This is a genomic window from Cryobacterium lyxosi, assembly GCF_004403345.1.
GTDB classification, from domain to species: domain Bacteria; phylum Actinomycetota; class Actinomycetes; order Actinomycetales; family Microbacteriaceae; genus Cryobacterium; species Cryobacterium lyxosi.
Window position 1 is genome coordinate 176,369 of sequence record NZ_SOGT01000015.1, and the last position, 20,787, is coordinate 197,155.

Genomic DNA, 20,787 nt, shown 5'->3' on the forward strand with positions numbered 1-20,787 from the left:
TCGTCAAGCTTGTCGATAGGGTCGTCAAGTGACTCCTGACCTAACCGATCTGGCGACAGAAATCGCCATTGATCCGCGGCAGGCCATCGGCATTCCGCTGGCCTTGGTCGGCGCCGTCTTTCTCTCCCTCGGCGCTCAATTTCAGCATCGCGGCGTGAATAAGGTCGAGGCGCGCACCAAAGCGGTCACCGGCGGGCTCAGCGCGCGTCAGCTCACCCTGCTGCTGGCCCGGCCGTCCTGGGTGTTTGGATCTCTTATGCTCGGCCTGGCTATTGTGTTCCAACTGACGAGCCTTGCCTTCGCGCCCATCATCGTCGTGCAGCCGCTCGGGGCGGTCGCCCTCGTCATCACCGCCGTTCTGAACGCCCGAGTCAGCAAGGTCAAGCTCAATCGGGCGAGCATTATCGCCATCTCTATGTGCGTGGGCGGGGTAGGCCTGTTCGTGACCGTGGCAGCGTTCACCGCCGTCGACAAGCCGGTCACCGACCAAAACCTGGTGACGATCCTCATCGTTCTCGCTGTCGTTCTGCTGGCCTTTGCGCTTGCCTTCGGGTTTCTCCGCCGCCGGTCGCAGGCAATTTTCTACATTCTCGGTGCCGGCGTGCTCTACGGATTCGTAGCGACGTTGGCCAAGGTCGTCATCAATCGCACCCAGAACGGAAACTTTGATTGGCTTACGTTGACGTGCGTGCTCGGCCTACTGCTCGCCGCTGTGCTGGGAGCGTACTTCGTGCAGAACGCCTACGCGTCGGGACCACCGGATCTCGTGATCGCAGGGCTCACTGTTGTCGACCCGCTCGTCGCTGTCGGCATTGGAATTATCGTGCTGGGCGAAGCCAGCCAGGCACCGCCCGCAGCTGCCGTCGCCTTCGTCGTGGCCGGGGCAATTGCCATTTGGGGCGTTTTTCTGCTCGCGCGCTACCACCCCCAACTCGACCGCTGACTCGCGAAGAATTTTGGGCCGCCGCGGTGCGGGACACCGCTCGGTAGGCACGGTTTAGAATAGGGTTCGAGTGCACCGCGTCATTTCCAGCGAGTGCACTCGAGATTTCCTGCCGGATGATGATCTCCGGCCCAACAACGTAGGGACCACTCCACTTGTCAGATTCGACCGACTTGCTGAGCAGCCCAACCCCGGGCAATGCGCCCGAGCGCGCCGCGAGTGTGCCGTCTGAAAAGCCGCGGATTCGTGTTCTCATCGCCGCCGACACTTTTGCACCCGATGTGAACGGTGCTGCTCGATTTGCCGAGCGACTGGCCGCCGGCCTGGTGGCACGAGGCCACGAAGTTCAGATCATGGCTCCCGCGGCGTCGCGCAAGCACGGCAGTTGGACCGAAATGCACGAGGGACAGCCGATGGTGGTGCATCGCCTGCACAGCTGGCGCTGGTACCCGCACGACTGGTTACGCTATGCCCTGCCCTGGCTGATTCGTGGTGAAAGCCGGCGCATTCTCAACTCTTTCCATCCCGACGTCGTGCACTTTCAGTCCCACATCAACGTCGGCCGCGGTGTTTCGATCGAGGCGGCCAAGCGCAACATCCGCCTGGTCGGCACGAATCACTTCATGCCCGAGAATATGGTGAAGTTCTCCCTCGTGCCGGTCGGCTTACAAGATCGCGTTATCAAGGCCGCCTGGCGTGCTGCCCGGCGCACGTTCGGCCGCGCCGCAGCCGTCACCACCCCGACCATACGGGCCGCACAGTTTTTGGAGAAATACACCGGTCTCACCGGTGTCCATGCGATCTCCTGCGGAATCGACGCTGACAACTACGCACCGAACTTCGAGCCGCGCACAAAGAACCGAATCCTATTCGTCGGTCGCGTCACCGGAGAGAAGCAGATCGACGTGCTCCTGCAGGCGGCAGCGCTGTTGTCACCTGACCTCGACGCCCGGGTCGAGATTGTCGGCGGGGGCGACCAGAAACGCAACCTGGAGCACCTGGCCGACACGCTCGGCATCCGCTCCCGTGTCACGTTCACCGGCTATGTGACGGATGACGAACTGCGCGCGGCGTACTCACGGGCCACGGTCTTCGCCATGCCGTCCATTGCCGAGCTGCAGAGTATCGCCACGATGGAGGCCATGGCGTCGGGATTGCCAATTGTGGCCGCCGATGCAATGGCGCTTCCACATCTCGTTCATGACCAGGCCAACGGGTACCTGTTCAAGCCGCGCGATGCGCGGGATCTGGCGGACAAACTGACCCTGGTGCTGACGGCTACCCCAGAACGCCTGGAGGCACTCAAGCGGGAGTCACTCAAACTCATTGCCGCGCACGACATCAAGCGCACTTTGAACACGTTCGAATGCCTGTATCGTGGGGAGCCGGTGAGCGATCTGGTCACCAACGGGGTTTCGTCGCAGACGCCGGGATAGTCACGTATTTGTGGGAACGACCGTGTGGTCGTTCTCTTTGGGGCGGTAGCTCAGCTGGTTAGAGCAGCGGACTCATAATCCGTCGGTCCCGGGTTCAAGTCCCGGCCGCCCTACTGTTAAATTTGTCTGATCAGGGATTTCACCTTGCAAAAGTGGTCAAGATTGAGGATTTGAACGTCGTTCCCGGTTCTAAAATTTAATACCCCTCGTCAAAACGACCCGCCATCAAGCATCTTGCGAGCCCGCGAGCCGGTCTGAAACGATGAAATTCGATTTGGTTCTGGATTCGAATCCAAGCATCGACTTTGAAATACCTTCTGACCGGGAATTCCCCGTTCGCGCTAATTAGTCCTGACTTGATGCACCCATCGTTTATCCATTGTTTATCCCCTAATGCTTGCCGTGCTCGGTTCTCGAGGAGGACACGTTAGACAAAGCTCGAGACATCTTGGTTGAGCTCGATCACCTTCGGTCAAGGGAAGCGCACGTCTACTAGGAGCGGTAGGTGATTCACGACACAATCCGGGGGAGAGCTAGACAAATATCAAGCGTGCGTGGCATGTTTTTGCGCTGCTCCCGATATAAACGTGCGCTCGAGAGGCGATAGGTACACGCGGCGTCTCGTAACCCGTCGGCTGCGAGACACCTTGTCGAGACAAAATGGCGCGAGGCGTTCCCGCAGATAGAAGCAGTGCACATCCACTCGGGGCAGGGATGTGGCAACCGTCACCCCGCGGAAGCGGGCGAGTCGGCGTGTCTCGCAACGTGTGTTTTTACCCAGTCGTAGGATTCCAGTAGGCATGGACAGTTGCGAGACATCTGGAGGCGTCAGTGGCGAAGCTGATCGGGTATGCACGGGTTTCGACAAAGAGTCAAGCGATGGATCGGCAAATCACTGATCTGATCGCCGCCGGCATTCGCAAGGACGACGTCTATGTCGATCATGGAGTCAGCGGCGGGCGCGCACGGCGGCCGGCATTTGATGCGGCTCTCGACGCATTGCAGATTGGTGACACCCTCGTGGTCACCACGCTTGACCGCTTGGGGAGGTCGACAGCCAACATGCTGGAGCTCGCGGGGGTGCTGCGCACGCGCGGGGCTGCGCTTCGTGTGTTGAACCTGGGCGGGGGAGACGTGGACACGAGTACACCGATGGGTGGCATGGTCTTCACCGTCATGGCGGCGCTGGCTGAGATGGAACTAGCGATCAAACGCGAACGCATCCAGGACAGTGTGAGTAAGCGCCGCGCTGCCGGAAAGGATCTCGACGGACGTCGCCCACGCTTCACCGAAAGCCAAATTCTGAACGCGCGCCGTCTGGTCAACGCCGGCGAATCCCCAACTCAGGTTCGCAGCGTCCTGATCAAACGGAATATAGCCAACTTCATCGCAGATCAAAACGCTGTAACGACGCAGGCGTGTGAGCTCTGCGGCGAGCTTGCCCCGGGAGTGAGCTTCCTGCAATCGGGCGACCCAGCCGGTGGCGGTGTCGAAGAGGACGCGGTGGGTCTTGCCGGTGCCCGGCGGGCCAAGGAGCACCACGTTCTTCGCTTCGGTGACGAACGTGCTGGTGCCCAGGTGCGCGAGGAGGTTCCGGTCTGCGGTGGGTTGGTGGTCGAAGTTGAAGTCCTCGAGGGTCTTGTGGCCGGGGAACCGGGCCGCTTTGATCCGCAGGGCCGCGCCGGACGCTTCACGTTCGGACACCTCGCGGGAGAGGACCGCGGCAAGGTATTCCTCGTGCGACCAACCGGAATCACGGGCCTGGTCGCCGAGGCGGCGGAACGCGTCGCCGATCCTCGGCGCGCGCAGCGCCCGGGCGTAGTACTCGATCTGTGAAGCCGCGGCGCCGCTCATGCGACCACGTCCAGGTCGCGCAGCTCAGTGCCAGTCTCCACGCCGAACAACCGGTCGTAGGACGCCAGGCTGGCCGTCTCGACGAACGCGACCGTCGGTTGCGGGCGGTGATGGCGCAGCGACTGAAACTGGCGCCGCAGCACGTCGGCCTGCCCGACATGCTCCGGGTCAGTCACCGTCAGCGCGCGGGCCCATTCCCGCTCGTGAGAGGAGACGTTCATTCCGTTGTGGGTGACGTTGATGGTGTCCAGGCTCGCCGTCACGTCGACGAGGCGGCCGATCATCGCCGGCGCGACGGAGTGATCGTTGGAGAGCACCCGGACGTAGTAATCCCGCGGCAGGCGCACCGTGTTGTGAAAGAGCACGTCCGGCGGCACCGGTGACAGCGGGCGCATCGCGGCGCGGTCCTGCTCGATCAGATCGATCGGGCGCGCCCGTCGTGACCGGGAATGACGCGCGTTCGCCAGCGGCAGCCAGTCAGCGATCTGCTCGTTGAAGTCCTGCGGCGATGCGAAATGTCGCCCCGGCATGAACGACGATCGGAAGAACCGGTTGCGGCGCTCGACCATGCCCTTGGACTCCGGATCGCGGGCCTTGAGCAGCTTAATCTCGGTGCCGAGGGTCCCGGCGAACGCGGCGGTGCGTTCGGTGAGTTTGCCCTTGCCAATGCCAGTCTCGTTGTCCCAGGTCAGCCGGAGCGGCACGGCGCCGGCGGCTTGCAACAGCGACCATATCCCGCCGAGCAGGTCCGACGTGGTTCGCGAGGGCAACATAATTGCCTGGAAGAAATCGGAGAACGTCGACGTCATCACCAACACCGGCGGCATGCCCTCCTGTCCATGGCTCAGCGGCAACGGCTCGTGCGGAAACCAGAGGTCACACTGCACCTGCCGGCCGGGCTCATGCACCAGCCGATCGGCCGCGTCCGGCGGGACATACTCCGGTCGGATCAAGGCGACCTTGTCTCGGAACACCGACGCTGACCCCAACCAGCCGACTCGCTCCGCCAACGTCGAGGCGGGCATCCGCGGCGTCACGGCCAACAGCACCCGGACCTGCGTCGCATACGCGTCAAAACTCGACCCCGTCGCGGCCCGCTGATACTTCGAAAGCCGGTCCGACTCCAACGCCCGATCGACCGTTCCCCGCGAGACGCCGACGAGTCGGCCGATCTCCCTCTTCGAGTGCTGGCCCGCAGAAAACAGCTGGCGTATCTTCCCCCAATCATCCATATTGATCACCCTCCATAGTGGCTGGTGGCCCTGTTTTCAGTCGGCGTTAACAACGCAGTCTCTGGAAAACCGGGAAGGAGCACAACAACGAATGGAGCTATGAAATTGGGATGCTTCGTTGGTCGTCTACCGCGCCTGCTTTTCCGGCAGGTGCAGCTACTTGTTGAGGGAGTTTCCGTTCGAGTGCGCCTGACCGTCGGTTATCGTGGAATTGCGGTCGCGTCCCCGGCCGACGCCGATGATTGAGAAAGCTGGTGCCTGTCGGTGGCGGCGATTTTAGGGGCATAGTCTGTCTTGGAGTTGCGCGGGTTGGCAACAGTCTCGTACGTCACTGCCGCGGCAAGGACGACGCCCACCATGATCAGCCCGAAGCTGCCGATGCCGAGCAGGACGATGATAGAGGCGTGCAGCGCGAGAGATATTCCTACCGCGATAAGGCGGCCCCGCACGGGCAGCCAGATGAGGACGGCTATCAAAATTTCCGAAGCGATCACTCCGTACGTAATGAAGAACGATCCGGCGGGAATGGACGTAATAGCTAGCACAAGGGGAGCTAAAGTGCCGGATACCCCGAACATCTCCATACGGGTGACGTAGTAGATCGCTGAGCCGTCAATCCACGCCTCCGTCCCGAACTTGGCGGTCGCCGAATGCAGGTAAATAACGGAGCACTGCACTTTAAGAGCGATCGCAGCGGCCTGCGGAATACCTATCCAGAATGGTGCGTCGCCGACGACGACCCGAGTCGGAGCGTGGGATGCCCAACCGTTCCAGCGCCGATCAAACAGGCACAGGATCGAAATCCAAACCAGTGCGACCACAGCGGCTGATTCCCCACCGTCAATGTGCGTGAGCCCGGCGGCAATAGAGATGGCTATATAGAGGTGCAGCGGCGCGGTGACCCGGGGAACCAGGCCGCTAATCACGAGCAGAAGGCAGACAACGATTACCGCTTGAATGGCCTCTGCGGGGAGGCCGCTGCACACGATGTTCCACGCCCGCAAGGAACCGGTGCAGTGCTCTTCTCTCGTTACCCCACCGACTTGCGCAGTGAGACGTGAAAGAGGCGTCAATACAAAAATACTAAGTTGAGCAAGGGCAATGATCGCCCGACTGAGCATGAACCAACGATCGACCGTCCACCAGCGAAGGGTGCGCGAAAAAACTGAGGGCCGTGTGGCTTGGTTTGGCGAAGACTGCATTAACATTGCACCTCGAGAAGTACCGCTCTGTCATCGACCCGCCACCCATCGAATTGAGAACGGAACTCCCAAGGAACCGGGACTGTCATCGCAACGATGACAGTCCCGCAAATCGTTGGTAGGTCAGATGGGTTCTTGACCTTTTCAGGGGCAGCCAATCTTGCCGTTTCGACTAGGCAGTCGCCATCGACCGTGCCGCACTCAACCCAGTTGGTCGATTGCTGCGTGACACTCGCCAGCTCCGTACCCTGAGCACGTTGACCCCGGGCGAAACCCCATAGATTGCTCGTCAACGAGTTCGGAAACTCACTAATGGAATCAATACTTCCATCCTGAACGGAGTACACCGTTGCTTCGGCGTCGTCAGGCGCTTTCGTAAAAAACTGCCAACCTTGCGGGTACAGCGTCGACCACGCTTTCCGCACGTCATTATTACTCCCTCCCATCACGGTCGTTGGAAGTTGTATAAAAATAGAGCAAGCGATAACCGCAACAAACGCGATGAGTGACACGCGAAACGTGATTTTCGCTTTTGTAAAAGGCTTAGCGGCGCGCCAACGTCTTTCACGCCATCTCACCATTGATCGATCGATGGTTACGCTCGAATGTTAGACATGAAGCTCGACACGAACTTCTGCTCATCCACCTGTCCCATGCGTTCGTTACCGGGCAGGTAGACGAACACAGCGGCTGCGAGGACGATGGTTACAGCCGCGACCGTGTGGAGTCCCGCTATCTGCCAGACCACTACCGCGGTCGTCAGCGCCAGAGCCACCTGCTTCACACAGAATGATCCGTTGCAGCCGCTCGCCCGGACGACGAGCCCTTCGGCGGACTCTGAAGCCCCTTCTGATACAGAGTCGACGTAGCTGACGAAGTCCCGTCCGAAGCGGTCGATGGCGTCCTGCACGTAAATGGGATTCGAACTTAGTAGGCCAGGGCGAATTTCGGAGACGAAGACGCTGCTCGCGTCAACGTACTGCTGCGACGCGTCAAGGGCCTGAGCCTCGGTGATCTCAGTAAGGGCCGGGATTTGAGCCTCAGCCGCGGCAACAGCATCGGGATTGCGATCCGCGATAGGGCCTTTGGCCAGTAGGAGGAATGCAACCAGCTCAGCATCGGTCGCAATGTCGAATTCCGCGCTCAAGGCGTCCGAGCCGAGCCGGTCGTTCGCCTCAGCCTTTGAGTCAATCAACGTGGCGCGACGGTCGTCCCCCGCGACCGCGTAGGGCTTCAACTCAGCAGAACTTACGTCGCCCGAAGCATGAGCAGTCGTTGGAACAGAAAGCGCGATCAGTATTGAGACTGCGCCGGCGATGAGTCTGGTGTGATTTTTCATTTTTCCGCCCTTCAGATTGTGCTTGGTGAATGGTTGCTTAGCGCGCCCTATTCGGAAGATTTTGCGGCTCGGTTCGCCGCCCTCATGGCGAGTAGGGCAATTGCGACGATAATCAGGAAGCCGCTGAGGGCGAGAATGTTCCCGAGAATCTCCGAATAACCGCTGAGTTGGACTGTCAAGAGTGCGCCTGCGTGGCTGCCGGCGACTGTCGCGATGGCGATTAGATACGGAGTTGCAGATTCTTGCGCTGACGACCAAGCCTGGTCGGACGCCAGCGTGTGCTTTGTTCTGATGCCAATGGCCATATTTCTGCTGAGGCCGCCTCGGTGTTGAATGATCGCTAAACCGATCATTACCAGCGACACGACCGCGTAACCTGCGATCGGAGGGTAAAAAATGTCGGGTCCTTTCTAGCGTGAGACTGACGCAAGTCGATTATCGCTTCCAACGAGAAAAACTGACTTGAATCTGACCCGCTCTCCTCCGGTTCATCGGAGCTGGATTCTGCTCTACCTACTCTGGGGATCCGAGACTAGAGTCACAAGTCGGCATTAATGCCCATTGTGGGTATCCCGGCAAGTCTGATAAGCATGCAATGTTGGGTTTGATCAGCTTGGAAGCTGCGGGCCTTCTGCTGGTTATTCATTCAGCGCGTGAGTCCGTGCCGCACTCAATCACCTTTTCTCGCTGTTCGGCCTTCTGAAGCGTCTCTCGGGTGCGCTTCGGTACGGCGACGAAATTGATGGATAACGGCACCGTGGCTCTGCATCGGGGCGGCGCGAAAACATTGGGCCGTTGACGTCAGCGGCATCGTCAAGTTCGTCTGCCTGATCGCTATGTGCGCCTTGCAGGCGAGGCGGCATCATCGGATTTGAAGACCCGGCAGGAGTCCGCGGGTCTCATGCTGTGTTCGTAAGCGGGCGCCGGGCGAATTCGCGTCGACAAGAGCATCTAGTAGAAGGCGGGTGACACACCAGCTATTACGCAGCGACGAATCAGGTAGGACAGGCCCTCCCCGATCGCATCCGCGTCGCGACCGAAACTCTCTACCAAGAACTGATCGACGCGGAAGCCACCGCCCTCATGACCGCCGGCCGTTTCGAACGCTCCGAATACCGCACCACCCAGCGCAACGGCACCCGCCCGCGCGTCCTGTCGACGACGGCCGGGGATCTGAATCTGAAGATCCCTAAGCTGCGCCAAGGTTCTTTCTTCCCCGCCCTACTCAAGCGTCGCCTGCGCGTGGACTAGGCCCTGTTCGCCGTCATGATGGAAGCGTACCTTCACTGCGTCTCGACATGGAAAGTCGACGATCTAGTCAAGGCCCTCGGCGCGGATACCGGCTTCTCCAAGTCCGAAGTGTTCCGGATTTGCGCCGATTTCGACGGGGAAGCCGCTGCTTTTCGTGACCGGGACCTCGGCATGACCGGGTACCCCTATGTGTTTCTCGACGCTACGTATTGCAAGGCCCGCGTCAAACACAGCGTCATCTCCTAAGCTACGGTCGTCGCCATCGGCGTGGCCGCCGACGGGCACAGCGAGGTCCTCGGCTTCGACGTCGGTGATAGCGAGAGTGAGGCGTTCTGGACCAGCTTCCTCCGGTCGTTGAAGACCCGCGGTCTCGACGATGTCAAGCTCGCCATCTCCGACGCTCACACCGGATTGAAGAAGGCCATCGGCACCGTGTTCCAAGGCGCCAACTGGCAACGCTACCGAGTGTACTAAATGCGAAATATACTTTCGATCGTGCCGCGGGCAGCCAGGAAATGGTCGCCAGCGTCATCCACACCATCTTCGCCTAGCCCGACGCCAAGCACGTTCAGGCGCAGTTCGACGAGGTGGCCCGCATGCGCGAACGCTCCCATCCCAAGGTCGCCCAGATGCTCCACAACGCCTGCGGCGACCTACTAGCGTTCTGCGGGTTCCCGCCCAAACACTGGCTGCAGATCTGGTCCACCAACCCCATCGAGCGCCTCAAAAAAAAAATCAAGCGCCGCCCCGATGTCCTCGGCGTGGTCCCCAAATCTGCGGTGATGCTCCGCCTCGCCGCCGATGTCCTGGTCGAGCGACACGACGATTGGGAAGCCTCAACCCGCCGCAACTTGTCAGAGGGCTCCATGCGCCGACTGGACGCGTTCAACGACGCCCTCGCAACCGTCGACGTCCGTATCCTCACAGGGATGATTCCCGTTCCCGAACTCAGTGCGGCATAATTATCACCACTGACCTGTACGGTGTCGGTAGCTGCGACCGGTCGGTGCGAAGCTGCTATCGAAGAAGTAGGACTCTGCACGAAAACGTAGATTCTGTTGAGTGGCCAACTAGCGAGTCGAGCGGGGACCTCGACGAGCAGCTTCTATGTGCTTCGGATTGTTCTAGTAGTGTCGAAAGTCACCTCCGTGAACTGCTGGAACAGGGATTTGACGTGGCCGTCGTTGCCGACGCGACCGCCGCCGCACAGCACCCTGAACTCGGCGACGGGTATGCGGCCGCCCTAACCAACTTCAACTACATCGCCGGGGTAGTACTTACCACCGAGCGAGCAATAGAAATGTTGGAATCCGCCGTATCCGTGGGAGACCGGTGAGCCGCGGTTCGGTGGCGCCGCTGCTGGTCCCCACCGAGTCCTCCATTTACGGCGATCTGCGAGCGTTTTTCATCAACGCTTGCTGAAGAAAAATCCCGAACTCAGCTATACCCAAGAGCTGATGGCTATTCCGAGTGTCGTCGAACAGAACGTGCAGCAGCCATCGGGAATGATGGACCGACTGATGCGCCACGTGTACTGTCGATCGCGTTAATTGACGACGGCCACGGATGGGATGGTGGCGTTCTCGGATTGGCGGGTTCCCTCTCTCAGGGATCAAACCGAGGCTGTCAGTTCTCCAAGAGCGCGCACGTTGAGCACACCATAAAGGCATCTGCCACGACGCCTACATGCGTGCGAGGCTCACCCCCCCCCATTCCAAACATTGTTGCCTGTGACCGTCCCATCTACCCGAGCTAGAGCCTGGCCAGCGAAAGCTGGATGACCAACAGAGGACAATTCGGTCGTTGTGTCGATGCTCGTTTGCCGGCTCAGGATCGCCCCTCGTCGGCACCGCACTCGTCGTCACTGCGCAGAGCTGGGGAAATCTGACGATCCCCATCGCGGGTCTGCTCCTGCTCAGTTCCATAGTCACCCCTCTTGTAGGCTGGAATGGCCGACCGTGGGTGCAGCAGCGATGAGTACCGCCGCCTGGCAACGCGCCTCCCTGCCGATGCTCATTCTCAACGTTCTCTCGGTCGCACCACGCCACGGATACGGCATCTCTCAGTCGCTCGCATCCGCCGGACTGCAACTCATCAAAGGCGCGCAACTGTATCCCGCGCTCGTCCGACTCGAGGACGAAGGAGCAATCGCCGCTCGGTGGGAGCAAAGCGAGTCTGGTCCTGCCCGCAGCAAGGTCTATGAACTCACGGCTGCCGGGCATGCGCAGAGGGAGGCGCTGCGCGGTCTCTGGTTCGCCTTCATAGACGCGGCGGAAGCCGTGGGACGCGCAGACTGATTCGAGGAATACCGGACTCTCATCGGGATGGAGGTGAACGCCGTGCGTTGCTTCTATTTCCTCGCTCGGGGATTCTTACGACGCTGCCGGTCGAGTTCCACACCCCCACAGGGAACCCCTCACGGGACGACGCGTTCTCCTTGTGATGTTAAGCCGCCGCATCACGACCGCGCTGCGTGTGGCACACGCAGCGCTCGACCGCTCTGATTGGACACAACATACCTTGGACTCTGTCGTTGCCCACCCGCCTCGGGCTGTAGCAAGTTGCGATTACACGATTCCGTGTGACTTAGGGACACCCCCGCCGGGTTTCAGCGAGCTAGGGTGTCCATGAACAGCTCCAGGGCGCAGAGGATGACACCCGAGATGACGAGCAGCCAGTTGGTGGCGACCAGAAATAGCCGGATGCCGATAGATACCCGTGGCGTGTCGGCCGGCGCGGAGCCAGGTGGCACGATGGGGTCAGCCTGATAGGAGTGGTGGAACTGGGCCCACAGAGGTGGGGCGATGAGTAGCACGATCGCCACAATGAAGACCGGTAGCGCGGGAACGCTGAACACGATCCGGTCCGCTGACCACAGGGATATCAGCGCAAAAACCAGCGTAGTGACAAGCCCAACTGCCGCCCCCTCGACGAACGCTCTGCCCTTCCCGTGCGAAAATATCCGCACGTCGATGATGGGGAGGAGTCGAGGCAGGAACGCAATAATCGCAAGCACTGCTATCGTAATCAGAACCACCCCGAGCCCGAATGTCACGTCTGTCTGATGCCTGAGCGGAACGACCGTCTCTATAAGCGCCATGAGCCCGAGCAGGCCGACACCGCTGCGCAGGGCGGCACCCCACACCCCTTTTGCGGCATCTGCGGTTGCCGGAAGGCTCAGCTCCGCGGCGTAGCGACGGGCGCTGCCGAAAGATTCTTCGGCCAGGGCCCCGGAATCGGCCAGAAACTCGCGTGCGGTCGCCACGGCGTCGCCGATCCGCGTTCCGTTCACGTCGAGCAGGCGCAGCTCGATGGTTAGGCCTTCCAACCACTTCTCGTTCTCGGTGTCGCGGTCGTGTGCGTTGCGAATGTTGCTGGTCATCATGATTTGTCCGTCCCCATGGTTAGTGCGGTGCCGCTTGTGGGTGTGTTGTCGAGGTGGGCCAGGACCGTGCCCGTAAAATCACGCCAGTGGGCGGTCTGGGTTGCCAACTCGTCGCGTCCGGTATTTGTCAGCGATAGGTATTTGCGCTCGGGGCCGCCGGCGCCGACCCGCCAATCGACAGCGATCCAGCCGGCCACTTCATAGCGAGTCAGCAACGGATACAGAGTGCCGCCCTTGATCGTGCCAAATCCGTTCTCTTCCAACGCCGCCGCGATAGCGTACCCGTAGGTCGGGCCGGCGACGAGAGTACGCAGCACGCACAGGCCGAGGGCTGCCCGCATCCAATCACTTGACCACTGTTTGGCGCCCACGACTTTCTCCTCCAACGCTGCACGCATAACTACATAGTGTCACTATTTAGTCAGACTATCTACTCGTCATTCGCGCGCCGGAGCCTCTTCCCTGAGCCGCGCCCGCGGTCGACCCCCAGCACACCCCGCGCGGCCGGCATCAAGGACAACTTCTACGCGCTTTAAATAATCCCGAAGGACCTTGGTTGTCATGGGCGCAGAATAATAATGGGGAATTACGCTGGCCTGTATCGTGAAAACTGGATAAAAGTTCTGCCCGTAGAGGAACCCTCTAGTGACGACGTATCGGTCGTCAGCGATTGGTGCTCAGTAGCGGGCCAAGTGCGTAGACAAGGCGCGCTGCCTGGGAGCGGGCAAGCTCCGCATCGCCGTGGTCCTCGAATTCACCGATTTCGACGCCAATAATGGGGTTCTGAGCGAGGCGTGTGGCGACGGCAGTGAGATCATCGAGCGTTAGACCACGAGGCACGCTGTAGTCAGTTGGCATGATCCCGGGGTCGAGTACGTCGCAATCGAGATGGAAATAGATCGGCCGGTCCGAAATGAGCCGATCTAGATCGCTAAGCATGTCGGGCCCAGCTGCTAGGGAGATCGTGCCCCCGTCGACGTGCGCCTGCTCCGCTGGGTCCAGTTCGCGAGTCCCTCCAAGAACTACGTTTCGGGGGTCGAGGCCGGCTCCAAGTCCAGAATCCCACCAGCCGAGGGACGCGCTCAGGGCCAGCCCTCCAAGGTAGCCAGTGGTGGTGTTCTCCGGAGTGTTGAGGTCTGCATGGGCATCGAACCACACGACGATGGCGTCAGGGTGTTGTGCGGCAACGTTGGGGAGAGTGGCGATGGCTGCGGCGCACCGCGGCCAGGCGAAGACCGGACTGCCGCCCAGACTTAATGCGGCGCTGTGAGCCGCTTGTAAGGACTTGAGCCCCGGTAGTGCCGCGGCCAACTCGACGTCCCAATTCCCGTTAAGAGCAGGTTCGGGATGCCCGATGACAGTCGGCTCAATCCCTAGCCGCCGGCCGAGGGCAGCTCCCACGATGGCAGCACCCTTCATCCCTCGGTCATTGTGATCGCCGATGCGCCCGGTAAAAACGAGGACACTACTGCTCATGTTTGACCCATTCCATTCGAGCACACTCAGATGCGGACGTGGACCCGACGCTACCGCATGCGATGTGCGCACGAATTTTGCACGGTTCCTAAACTGAAGTCATGCCTACTTCCAGTTGTGATGTGCGTGTGTGTTTCGTCGGTGATTCCTTCGTCGCTGGTCTCGGCGACTCCACCGGTCTCGGGTGGGTTGGTCGAATCGCTAATGAGTCCCACCGACGCGGATTGCCGTTGACGACATATAACCTTGGCGTTCGACGCGATACTTCGCTTCTCATCTGCGAACGGCTGCCGCGAGAGGTCACGCCACGGCTCGCGGACGCCGAATTCCCGCGGATCGTTGTTTCATACGGCGTGAATGATACGGCTGTGGAAGACGGGCACAGGCGCGTTAGCCGGGTGGACAGCGTGGCTGCGCTTCGCAGCGTTAGCGTCGCCAGTGGCCTTACCGAGTTGATATTCATCGGACCGCCTGCTGTCGACGATGACGACCAGAACGAGCGAATTTCAGACCTCAGCAATGCCCTTCAGAATGAATCAATAGAACTTGGAATTTCGTATCTCGACTGGTTCGACGGCACAGTTGCAAACACCGTCTGGCGACGCCAAGTCCGTGAGGGCGATGGCTATCATCCGGACGCCGCCGGCTACGAGCAGCTGGCCGCGATCATCCAGACCCCACTTCTCGAATGGATTAAGCCGGAGGAATTTGGGCAGTCCCGAACTCTACTCGCTTCGAGTCCCGTGATCGTTCCGTAAGACGAACCCTAAACGAGACAGGGTGCTCGTCAGACGATCCGCATGCGAGAAACGAACGACATTCGATCAAACGCGAGAGCGCGCAGGCCCGGCCCGTCTTCAGACGATGCATGGTGAGAGTTCGCGCTCTAGCTAAAGGCGTTGGACCAGTGACGAGGCGAGAAACGCCGAGCCGGTGATCGCCAGCACGGCTCGAGTCGTGTTTGCAGGACTCCAACCTGCGTCGAAAGATCGCCATGCGTCAGCGGCGTCCCCCTCGGATGGCCTGATCCGGGACAGCGCGTTGTTCCGCGGCACGTTAAACAGGATTGTCGTGACGAAGGACGCCACTGTTAGGCCTGCGCCGATGACGCGAACGGGAACTATTCCGGCGCTATCGTCCTGGAGCATAGCGGTGACGGCTGCCGCGCACGCGGCCAGGGCGCCCCCGAAGAAAACGATCATGAAGGGAGGACGAAGGGCTTTTTCGTTGACTCGTTGCATCACGGCCACGGCCTCAGGGGCCGAACGAAGGCGCAGGGCCGGAGACGCGATTGTGGCGAACGTGAAATAGACCCCTCCCGTGACACCAGCCCCGACCGCCGCTGCGACCGTCACGGCGGTGCCGAACAGTTCTGTCATGCGTGAGCCGCTGATCTTTCGTGCCACAGGCCCGTTGCGGCAACGCGCCGCGCATAAAGCGCGAAGTCGGTCGAAGGCCGGCCGAGTGCGATGTCCAGGTCCTCGGTCAGCGATGCATTGCGACCATCGAGTACTTCTTGGAACAAGTCAGCGAGCGGTTCTGCTTCAGGAGCGGGAATGCCGTCCAAAGCGACATCCGCTACGAACTCCACCGGGGTGCTCGGCTGGTAGCAAATCTGTCGCCCGGTCGCATGGGACAGTTCGGCCGCGACGTCGGCCATTGACAGGAGTCGCGGTCCGGTGATCTCGTAAACGCGACCGGCGTGTCCCTCTTCGGTCAGCGCGGCGGTTGCCAGATCGGCCAGGTCATCAAGATCGACGAACGGTTCCCGCACGGCGCCGGCTGGAAGTACCAAGCGGCCTCGTTGTACCGGGCCGAGTAGGAAATGCTCGCTGAAGTTCTGGGCGAACCACGACGATCGCACGATCGTCCAGTCGATGCCGGACTGTTGGATCGCACGCTCGCTGGCGCGTGCGCCCTGTTCGCCGCGGCCCGACAGGAGGACCAACCGGCGCACCTTGTGAGCGCGTGCTCGGTCTGCGAACTGCGCGATAAGGTCCGAGACGCCCGGGAAGGCTAGGTCCGGGGAGTAGCAGACATACACCGCGCCAACGCCGCTCAGCGCGGCACCCCAGGTCGCGGGCTGAGCCCAATCAAACGGATGCACGGACCGCCTGGAGGCCACCCGTGCGGGCACGCCGCGAGATCGAAGCCGCTCGGTAATGCGACGGCCGGTGCGACCGGTCCCGCCGAGAACAAGAACTGGTGAATTCGTCATATTCATAGCCAACACGTTGGTGAGTAGATGGTGAATAGCTGAATGAGTTGATTACATTCGTGATCGTCTACTGTAGGAGGGTGGACGCACTCACTCATCTCCTCAGCGGCCCGCACGCGCAGCGGGCGTTTGCGTTGCGCGTCGTGATGGACCCGCCATGGTCGATCGATGTTCAAGATCGTGCCCCACTGACTCTCATAGCGATACTGTCCGGCGAAGCATCTCTGGTCACCGAGCGGGTACGCGTCAGCCTGAAACCCGGAGATATCGCCATCGTGCGCGGACCGGAACCATATCGTCTTGCAGACGACCCCGAACGCGAAGGGCTTGTCGTCATCCACCCCGGACAAGTCTGCACGACTCAGGGCGGCGACCACGTCAGCATCAGCATGGCGCAAGGAGTGCGCACCTGGGGCAACTCGCCCACAGGGACTACGACCATGCTGATCGGCACGTACGAATCTGACGCTCAGATCGGCACGGTAGTCGCTGCGGCACTGCCTGCAGTCGCGGTTATCCCCGCGGGACACGTCGACGAGGCGTTAATGCGCCTCCTCCGCGACGAAATCTCTGTTGACGCGCCCGGGCAGGGCGGCGTCGTCGACCGACTCCTTGACGTCCTGCTCGTGCACGCGCTGCGCGGCTGGGCGCGCGAACACCCTGAATCCGCCTCCGGGTGGCTCGCCGCCGCCCGCGATCCTCTCGTGTCTGACGCCCTGAGGCTCCTGCACGACGCACCAGATGCGCCCTGGACCATCGAATCGCTCGCCCAACAGCTAACCGTCTCGCGAGCAACACTCGCACACCGTTTTCGCACGTCAGTAGGCGAACCGCCAATGACCTACCTCACCAGCTGGCGGATGCTCCTGGCCGGCGAACTGCTTTCAGACCCCCGTAGGACAACGGCAGACATCGCCCAACAGGTGGGCTATGGCAGTCCCTTCGCCCTCAGCACCGCCTTCAAACGCCACCACGGCGTAAGCCCCACCGAATATCGCCGCCACCGACAAACTCCTCTAGCCACACGAGCTGACGGACCGAAGCCGACCCTTGAGCCACGCCGATCGAGCACGAGCTGTTGAGGCAGGCGTTGACCCACCCGATGTGTCACAGGGGAACGGCGGATTCAACCGGTCGTCGCAACGATGGGCTTTTCTGGCTCTGACAATAGTCGTTGCATGGCTTGAGCGGGTGTGATGCCGCCGAGCGTTTTGCGGGGTCGATTGTTGAGTTCGGTAGCAACTTCGAGCAGCCGCTCGGGCGAATGAACGGATAAGTCGGTGCCCTTGGGAAAATATTGGCGCAGCAGCCCGTTGGTGTTTTCATTGGTGCCCCGCTGCCACGGCGAATGCGGATCACAGAAGTAGATCGCCATCGTGGTGGCCAGCGTGATCTGCCGATGCTGGGCCAGCTCGGTGCCCTGATCCCACGTCAGAGTCTTCACCAAGTGCTCGGGGAGACTCTTAATGGCGGCCAACAGCCCCTCACGAACCGTGATCGCGCCGTGATCACCGGGAAGGTGGACGAGTATGGTGAACCGGGTCTGACGCTCCACCAACGTAGCGATCGCCGACCGGCAGTGTGACCCCAAGATTAGATCTCCTTCCTTACGATGTTGTGAGTGTCGGAGGCGGAGTAGTGTTCCGGCAACCCTCGGGCGATGGGTATGGCTGAGGTCTCCTTGCCGCCTGGACGGCTTACTGGGAATGGCCGCCCGTCGCCCGTGTGATGACTCGACCGCTGATTGAGAATTGCGACATCGATCGCTGTGTAAGGACGTGCCGGCGCAGTTATCCGCAGGGACCATAACTCCACATTAGAAGGGACACTCTGTGCCAAAAATCTGGGCCGGCATCGACGCTGGCAAACGTGAACACCACTGCGTCGTCATCGACGAGGCAGGCAAAAAGCTCCTGTCCGAACGCGTCGAGAACGACGAGAGCGTCCTGCTGGAACTCATCGCATCGGTCGTTGACCTAGCCGACGGCGAGCCTGTGACCTGGGCGACCGACCTCAACGCTGGCGGCGCCGCACTGCTGATCAGCCTCCTCACCGCGCACGACCAACAGCTGCTCTATATTCCCGGCCGAATCATTCACCACGCCTCGGCGACCTACCGCGGTGACGGCAAAACGGACGCCAAAGATGCGGCCATCATCGCTGACCAGGCCCGCATGCGCCGCGACCTTCAACCCGTGCGCGGGGGCGATCACACCAGCATCGACCTGCAGCTCCTCACCTCGTACCGACACGACGTGATGTGCGATCGGGTGCGCACGATCAATCGCCTGCGCGCTGTGATGCTCGAGTACTTCCCAGCACTGGAGCGGGCTTTCGACTACTCCAAAAACAAGGCAGCACTCGTGCTCCTGTCCAGCTATCAAACCCCAGACGCGCTTCGCCGTCTTGGACGCACCCGACTCCAGGCCTGGCTGAAAGCGCGCGGCTGCCGCAACAGCGCCAACGTCGCCAACAAAGCCGTCGATGCCGCCCAGGCCCAACACACTAACCTCACGACCCAACCGATGGGCGCCATGTTGGTCGCCCGCCTCGCCGCCCAACTCCAAAACATGGACCACACCCTGACCGAACTCGACACCCAGATCGCCAGCTTGTTCCAGCAACACGCTGACGCTGAAATCATCATCAGCATGCCCGGCTTTGGCCCCCTACTCGGCGCGACATTCCTCGCCGCGACCGGGGGCACTATGGACGCGTTCGATTCCGCAGACCGGCTCGCCACTGTCGCTGGCCTCGCGCCCGCACCCAGGGACTCCGGCCGCATCAGCGGCAACCTGCACCGGCCCCGCCGCTTCAACCGCCGCTTGCTCCGAACCTGCTATCTCGCGGCGCTCTCGAGCTTGAAGAACAGCCCCGCGTCACGGACCTTTTACGACCGCAAACGCCGTGAAGGTAAGAGCCACAAACAGGCCCTCCTTGCGCTCGCCCGCCGACGCATCAACGTCCTCTGGGCCATGCTCCGCGACCACACCACTTATCAGGAACGAGTCCCCCTCCCCACGCTCACAACTACTTGACAAAGACATTGAGATTCCCAATGCCCCGGCACGGCTCGGCCCTCAACCTCCGCGGGTCGCTCGCTGATCATGGTCATGTCCGGGATCTTGCCCGAGTTCTTCGCAGCGGGCCGTCTCGGACGCCGGATGGCGCGGCCGGTGCGCAAATGCTGATGCAGATCACCGCGCAAGCCACCCCGCCCGCCCCCATAAAGCGCCTGGTAGATCGCTTCCGGACTGACTCGCATCTCCTGCCGATCGGGAAACACCGCAGCCAGATGATCACTGATCTGTTCCGGACTCCATTTCAAGCACAACTTTTTCTGCACCAAAAAAGCCAGTTCCGAATGGTCGAATTTGCTCGCCTTGGGACGACGTCCACGAAGCTCAGCCTGCTTCTGCGCCGCGTACGGGGCATACTTCGTCCGTGCCTGCGGGCCAGTCTTGGATCCGCCTCGAGCGAGCTCTCGACTGATCGTGGCAGCAGACCGGCCTGCCAGGGCAGCGATCGCCCGCACGCCGGTGCCACCCAGGTGCAAGTCCGCGATCCGCAGCCGCTCCTCCAAAGACAAGTACCGCCCAGACCTCTCTGCCTCAGGAAGAGGAACCCGCCCACCCGTTGCTTGACGCCAACGCCGTCCAGTTCGTCGATTCACCCCGACAGCATCGCACGCTGCAGTCAGCGTCGAGCCTTCACTCATCAACACCCAAAACCGCGCCTGCTTCTCCACCAACTCATACTTCGACCACACGTACAACACCTCACAAAAAATCGAGTGTTGCGACGACCAGTTGAATCCGCCAACCCTCTACGGGACGGGACGGGTACGAGCTGCAGGCTGTTCCTGCTCGGCATGACTTATGCCAGATCCTTTCGGAACCAGTGGTTCGCGTACGGGTCCGCGTTGTGCGCATCCCCTTCGATGAAGCCGAGAGACGCGTAGAGGCCGCGCGCCTCAACTAGGTCGGTGCGGGTGTCCAGCCGCAGTGTACGGATTCCCATTTCTCGGGAATTGCGTTCCAGCTCTTCCATCAGCAGACGCCCCAATCCGTTACCTCGTGCCGCAGATTCCACGAAGACTCGGGTCACCTCGCCGATGGCGTTAGGGCGAACCCGCATCCCCGCGCAGCCGAGCACACTGACTCCTTGACGAGCGAGCAAGAGGATCCCCGTGGGTGCGATGAGGTCACCGTTGGGGTATCCGGCTTCGGCATCCAGAACTTCCTCACGAGTGGCGGGACGACGGTGATACCGACCCACAAGGTCCTCGTAATACCGAGTCGACACATTCTTGGCTTCGGTGGAGGTGGGCAATGCAGCAGAGATACGGATCGGCAGTGCAGGGAGCATGCGTCCCACAATACTTCTCACGAGCAGAGCGGTCCGGCCCTACGTGCCAGGGTTGGGTGAGGCCAGTAGCTAATAGCAAGTCC

At 61.1% G+C, this 20,787-nt stretch carries 18 protein-coding genes, 1 tRNA gene and 5 pseudogenes; 10 read left to right on the top strand and 14 right to left on the bottom strand.

Annotated features, from left to right (window positions below; translation table 11 throughout):
* Positions 1-28 precede the first annotated feature (28 nt).
* The 4 genes and pseudogenes from E3T27_RS14285 to E3T27_RS17040 form a co-directional block, all read left to right on the top strand.
* Positions 29-943: a DMT family transporter gene (locus E3T27_RS14285; RefSeq protein ID WP_134573502.1), complete on the top strand. Its 915-nt coding sequence runs from the start codon at positions 29-31 to the stop codon at positions 941-943.
* A gap of 155 nt (positions 944-1,098) precedes the next feature.
* Entirely contained in the window at positions 1,099-2,379 is a 1,281-nt protein-coding gene (locus E3T27_RS14290; protein ID WP_370449041.1) for a glycosyltransferase, read from the top strand.
* A gap of 39 nt (positions 2,380-2,418) precedes the next feature.
* A tRNA-Ile gene (locus E3T27_RS14295) sits at positions 2,419-2,492 on the top strand.
* Between the two features lie 718 nt (positions 2,493-3,210).
* A pseudogene (locus tag E3T27_RS17040) lies at positions 3,211-3,729 on the top strand (recombinase family protein); the annotation flags it as partial.
* Here E3T27_RS17040 and E3T27_RS17045 read toward each other — a convergent pair.
* The 6 genes and pseudogenes from E3T27_RS17045 to E3T27_RS14325 form a co-directional block, all read right to left on the bottom strand.
* Positions 3,724-4,233 (bottom strand): annotated as a pseudogene (locus tag E3T27_RS17045) (ATP-binding protein); the annotation flags it as partial. The pseudogenes E3T27_RS17040 and E3T27_RS17045 sit on opposite strands and share 6 nt — an antisense overlap.
* On the bottom strand, positions 4,230-5,465 hold the full coding sequence (istA, locus tag E3T27_RS14305; RefSeq protein ID WP_134573707.1) for an IS21 family transposase: 1,236 nt from the start codon (positions 5,463-5,465) through the stop codon (positions 4,230-4,232). The pseudogene E3T27_RS17045 and the gene istA, both read right to left, overlap by 4 nt.
* Positions 5,466-5,665: 200 nt before the next feature.
* Entirely contained in the window at positions 5,666-6,451 is a 786-nt protein-coding gene (locus E3T27_RS14310; protein WP_134573506.1) for a hypothetical protein, read from the bottom strand.
* Between the two features lie 215 nt (positions 6,452-6,666).
* Positions 6,667-7,179 (bottom strand): SdpA family antimicrobial peptide system protein, encoded by a 513-nt coding sequence (locus E3T27_RS14315; protein WP_166786218.1) that lies wholly within the window; start codon positions 7,177-7,179, stop codon positions 6,667-6,669.
* Positions 7,180-7,262: 83 nt separating this feature from the next.
* Complete coding sequence (locus E3T27_RS14320) at positions 7,263-8,006, bottom strand: sporulation delaying protein family toxin (RefSeq protein WP_134573510.1); 744 nt, start codon at positions 8,004-8,006, stop codon at positions 7,263-7,265.
* 47 nt (positions 8,007-8,053) lie between these two features.
* A complete protein-coding gene (locus tag E3T27_RS14325) occupies positions 8,054-8,371 on the bottom strand; it encodes an SdpI family protein (RefSeq protein ID WP_134573512.1) in 318 nt (105 codons plus the stop codon).
* Between the two features lie 652 nt (positions 8,372-9,023).
* Between E3T27_RS14325 and E3T27_RS14330 the strand changes: the two are divergent.
* The 3 genes and pseudogenes from E3T27_RS14330 to E3T27_RS14340 all read left to right on the top strand — a co-directional run.
* Positions 9,024-10,219, top strand: a pseudogene (locus tag E3T27_RS14330) (IS256 family transposase); the annotation flags it as partial.
* 212 nt (positions 10,220-10,431) lie between these two features.
* Positions 10,432-10,593: a hypothetical protein gene (locus E3T27_RS17235; protein ID WP_241992261.1), complete on the top strand. Its 162-nt coding sequence runs from the start codon at positions 10,432-10,434 to the stop codon at positions 10,591-10,593.
* 637 nt (positions 10,594-11,230) lie between these two features.
* The gene (locus E3T27_RS14340; RefSeq protein ID WP_134573516.1) at positions 11,231-11,554 is read left to right on the top strand and encodes a PadR family transcriptional regulator; all 324 of its coding nucleotides are present in this window, start codon (positions 11,231-11,233) and stop codon (positions 11,552-11,554) included.
* A gap of 311 nt (positions 11,555-11,865) precedes the next feature.
* On the opposite strand, the gene E3T27_RS14345 is transcribed toward E3T27_RS14340, so the two are convergent.
* The 3 genes from E3T27_RS14345 to E3T27_RS14355 all read right to left on the bottom strand — a co-directional run bounded on the left by E3T27_RS14345 (position 11,866) and on the right by E3T27_RS14355 (position 14,118).
* A complete protein-coding gene (locus E3T27_RS14345; RefSeq protein WP_134573518.1) occupies positions 11,866-12,642 on the bottom strand; it encodes a hypothetical protein in 777 nt (258 codons plus the stop codon).
* Positions 12,639-13,013, bottom strand: coding sequence for a PadR family transcriptional regulator (locus E3T27_RS14350; RefSeq protein ID WP_420898070.1), 375 nt, complete (start codon positions 13,011-13,013; stop codon positions 12,639-12,641). The genes E3T27_RS14345 and E3T27_RS14350 overlap by 4 nt, the downstream gene beginning before the upstream one ends.
* A gap of 292 nt (positions 13,014-13,305) precedes the next feature.
* Positions 13,306-14,118 (bottom strand): arginase family protein, encoded by an 813-nt coding sequence (locus E3T27_RS14355; RefSeq protein WP_134573522.1) that lies wholly within the window; start codon positions 14,116-14,118, stop codon positions 13,306-13,308.
* A 101-nt stretch (positions 14,119-14,219) separates the two neighbouring features.
* On the opposite strand from E3T27_RS14355, the gene E3T27_RS14360 reads away from it, so the two are divergent.
* Positions 14,220-14,876, top strand: coding sequence for a GDSL-type esterase/lipase family protein (locus tag E3T27_RS14360; RefSeq protein ID WP_134573524.1), 657 nt, complete (start codon positions 14,220-14,222; stop codon positions 14,874-14,876).
* 132 nt (positions 14,877-15,008) lie between these two features.
* Here E3T27_RS14360 and E3T27_RS14365 read toward each other — a convergent pair whose 3' ends face one another.
* Positions 15,009-15,497 (bottom strand): anthrone oxygenase family protein, encoded by a 489-nt coding sequence (locus tag E3T27_RS14365; protein ID WP_134573526.1) that lies wholly within the window; start codon positions 15,495-15,497, stop codon positions 15,009-15,011.
* Complete coding sequence (locus E3T27_RS14370; RefSeq protein ID WP_134573528.1) at positions 15,494-16,336, bottom strand: NAD(P)H-binding protein; 843 nt, start codon at positions 16,334-16,336, stop codon at positions 15,494-15,496. Before E3T27_RS14370 ends, E3T27_RS14365 begins: the two co-directional genes overlap by 4 nt.
* A gap of 80 nt (positions 16,337-16,416) precedes the next feature.
* Between E3T27_RS14370 and E3T27_RS14375 the strand changes: the two genes are divergently transcribed.
* A complete protein-coding gene (locus tag E3T27_RS14375) occupies positions 16,417-17,418 on the top strand; it encodes an AraC family transcriptional regulator (protein ID WP_134573530.1) in 1,002 nt (333 codons plus the stop codon).
* A 44-nt stretch (positions 17,419-17,462) separates the two neighbouring features.
* Here E3T27_RS14375 and E3T27_RS14380 read toward each other — a convergent pair.
* Positions 17,463-17,942: pseudogene (locus E3T27_RS14380) on the bottom strand (IS30 family transposase); the annotation flags it as partial.
* Between the two features lie 226 nt (positions 17,943-18,168).
* Between E3T27_RS14380 and E3T27_RS14385 the strand changes: the two are divergent.
* Positions 18,169-19,374 carry an IS110 family RNA-guided transposase gene (locus tag E3T27_RS14385; RefSeq protein WP_134573532.1) on the top strand — a complete coding sequence of 402 codons (1,206 nt, stop codon included), beginning with the start codon at positions 18,169-18,171 and terminating at the stop codon, positions 19,372-19,374.
* Here the strand turns inward: E3T27_RS14385 and E3T27_RS17390 are convergent.
* Together E3T27_RS17390 and E3T27_RS14395 are read right to left on the bottom strand one after the other, a co-directional pair.
* Positions 19,341-20,105, bottom strand: a pseudogene (locus E3T27_RS17390) (IS30 family transposase); the annotation flags it as partial. The gene E3T27_RS14385 and the pseudogene E3T27_RS17390 overlap by 34 nt on opposite strands.
* A gap of 107 nt (positions 20,106-20,212) precedes the next feature.
* Positions 20,213-20,704: a GNAT family N-acetyltransferase gene (locus E3T27_RS14395; RefSeq protein WP_134573536.1), complete on the bottom strand. Its 492-nt coding sequence runs from the start codon at positions 20,702-20,704 to the stop codon at positions 20,213-20,215.
* Positions 20,705-20,787 lie beyond the last annotated feature (83 nt).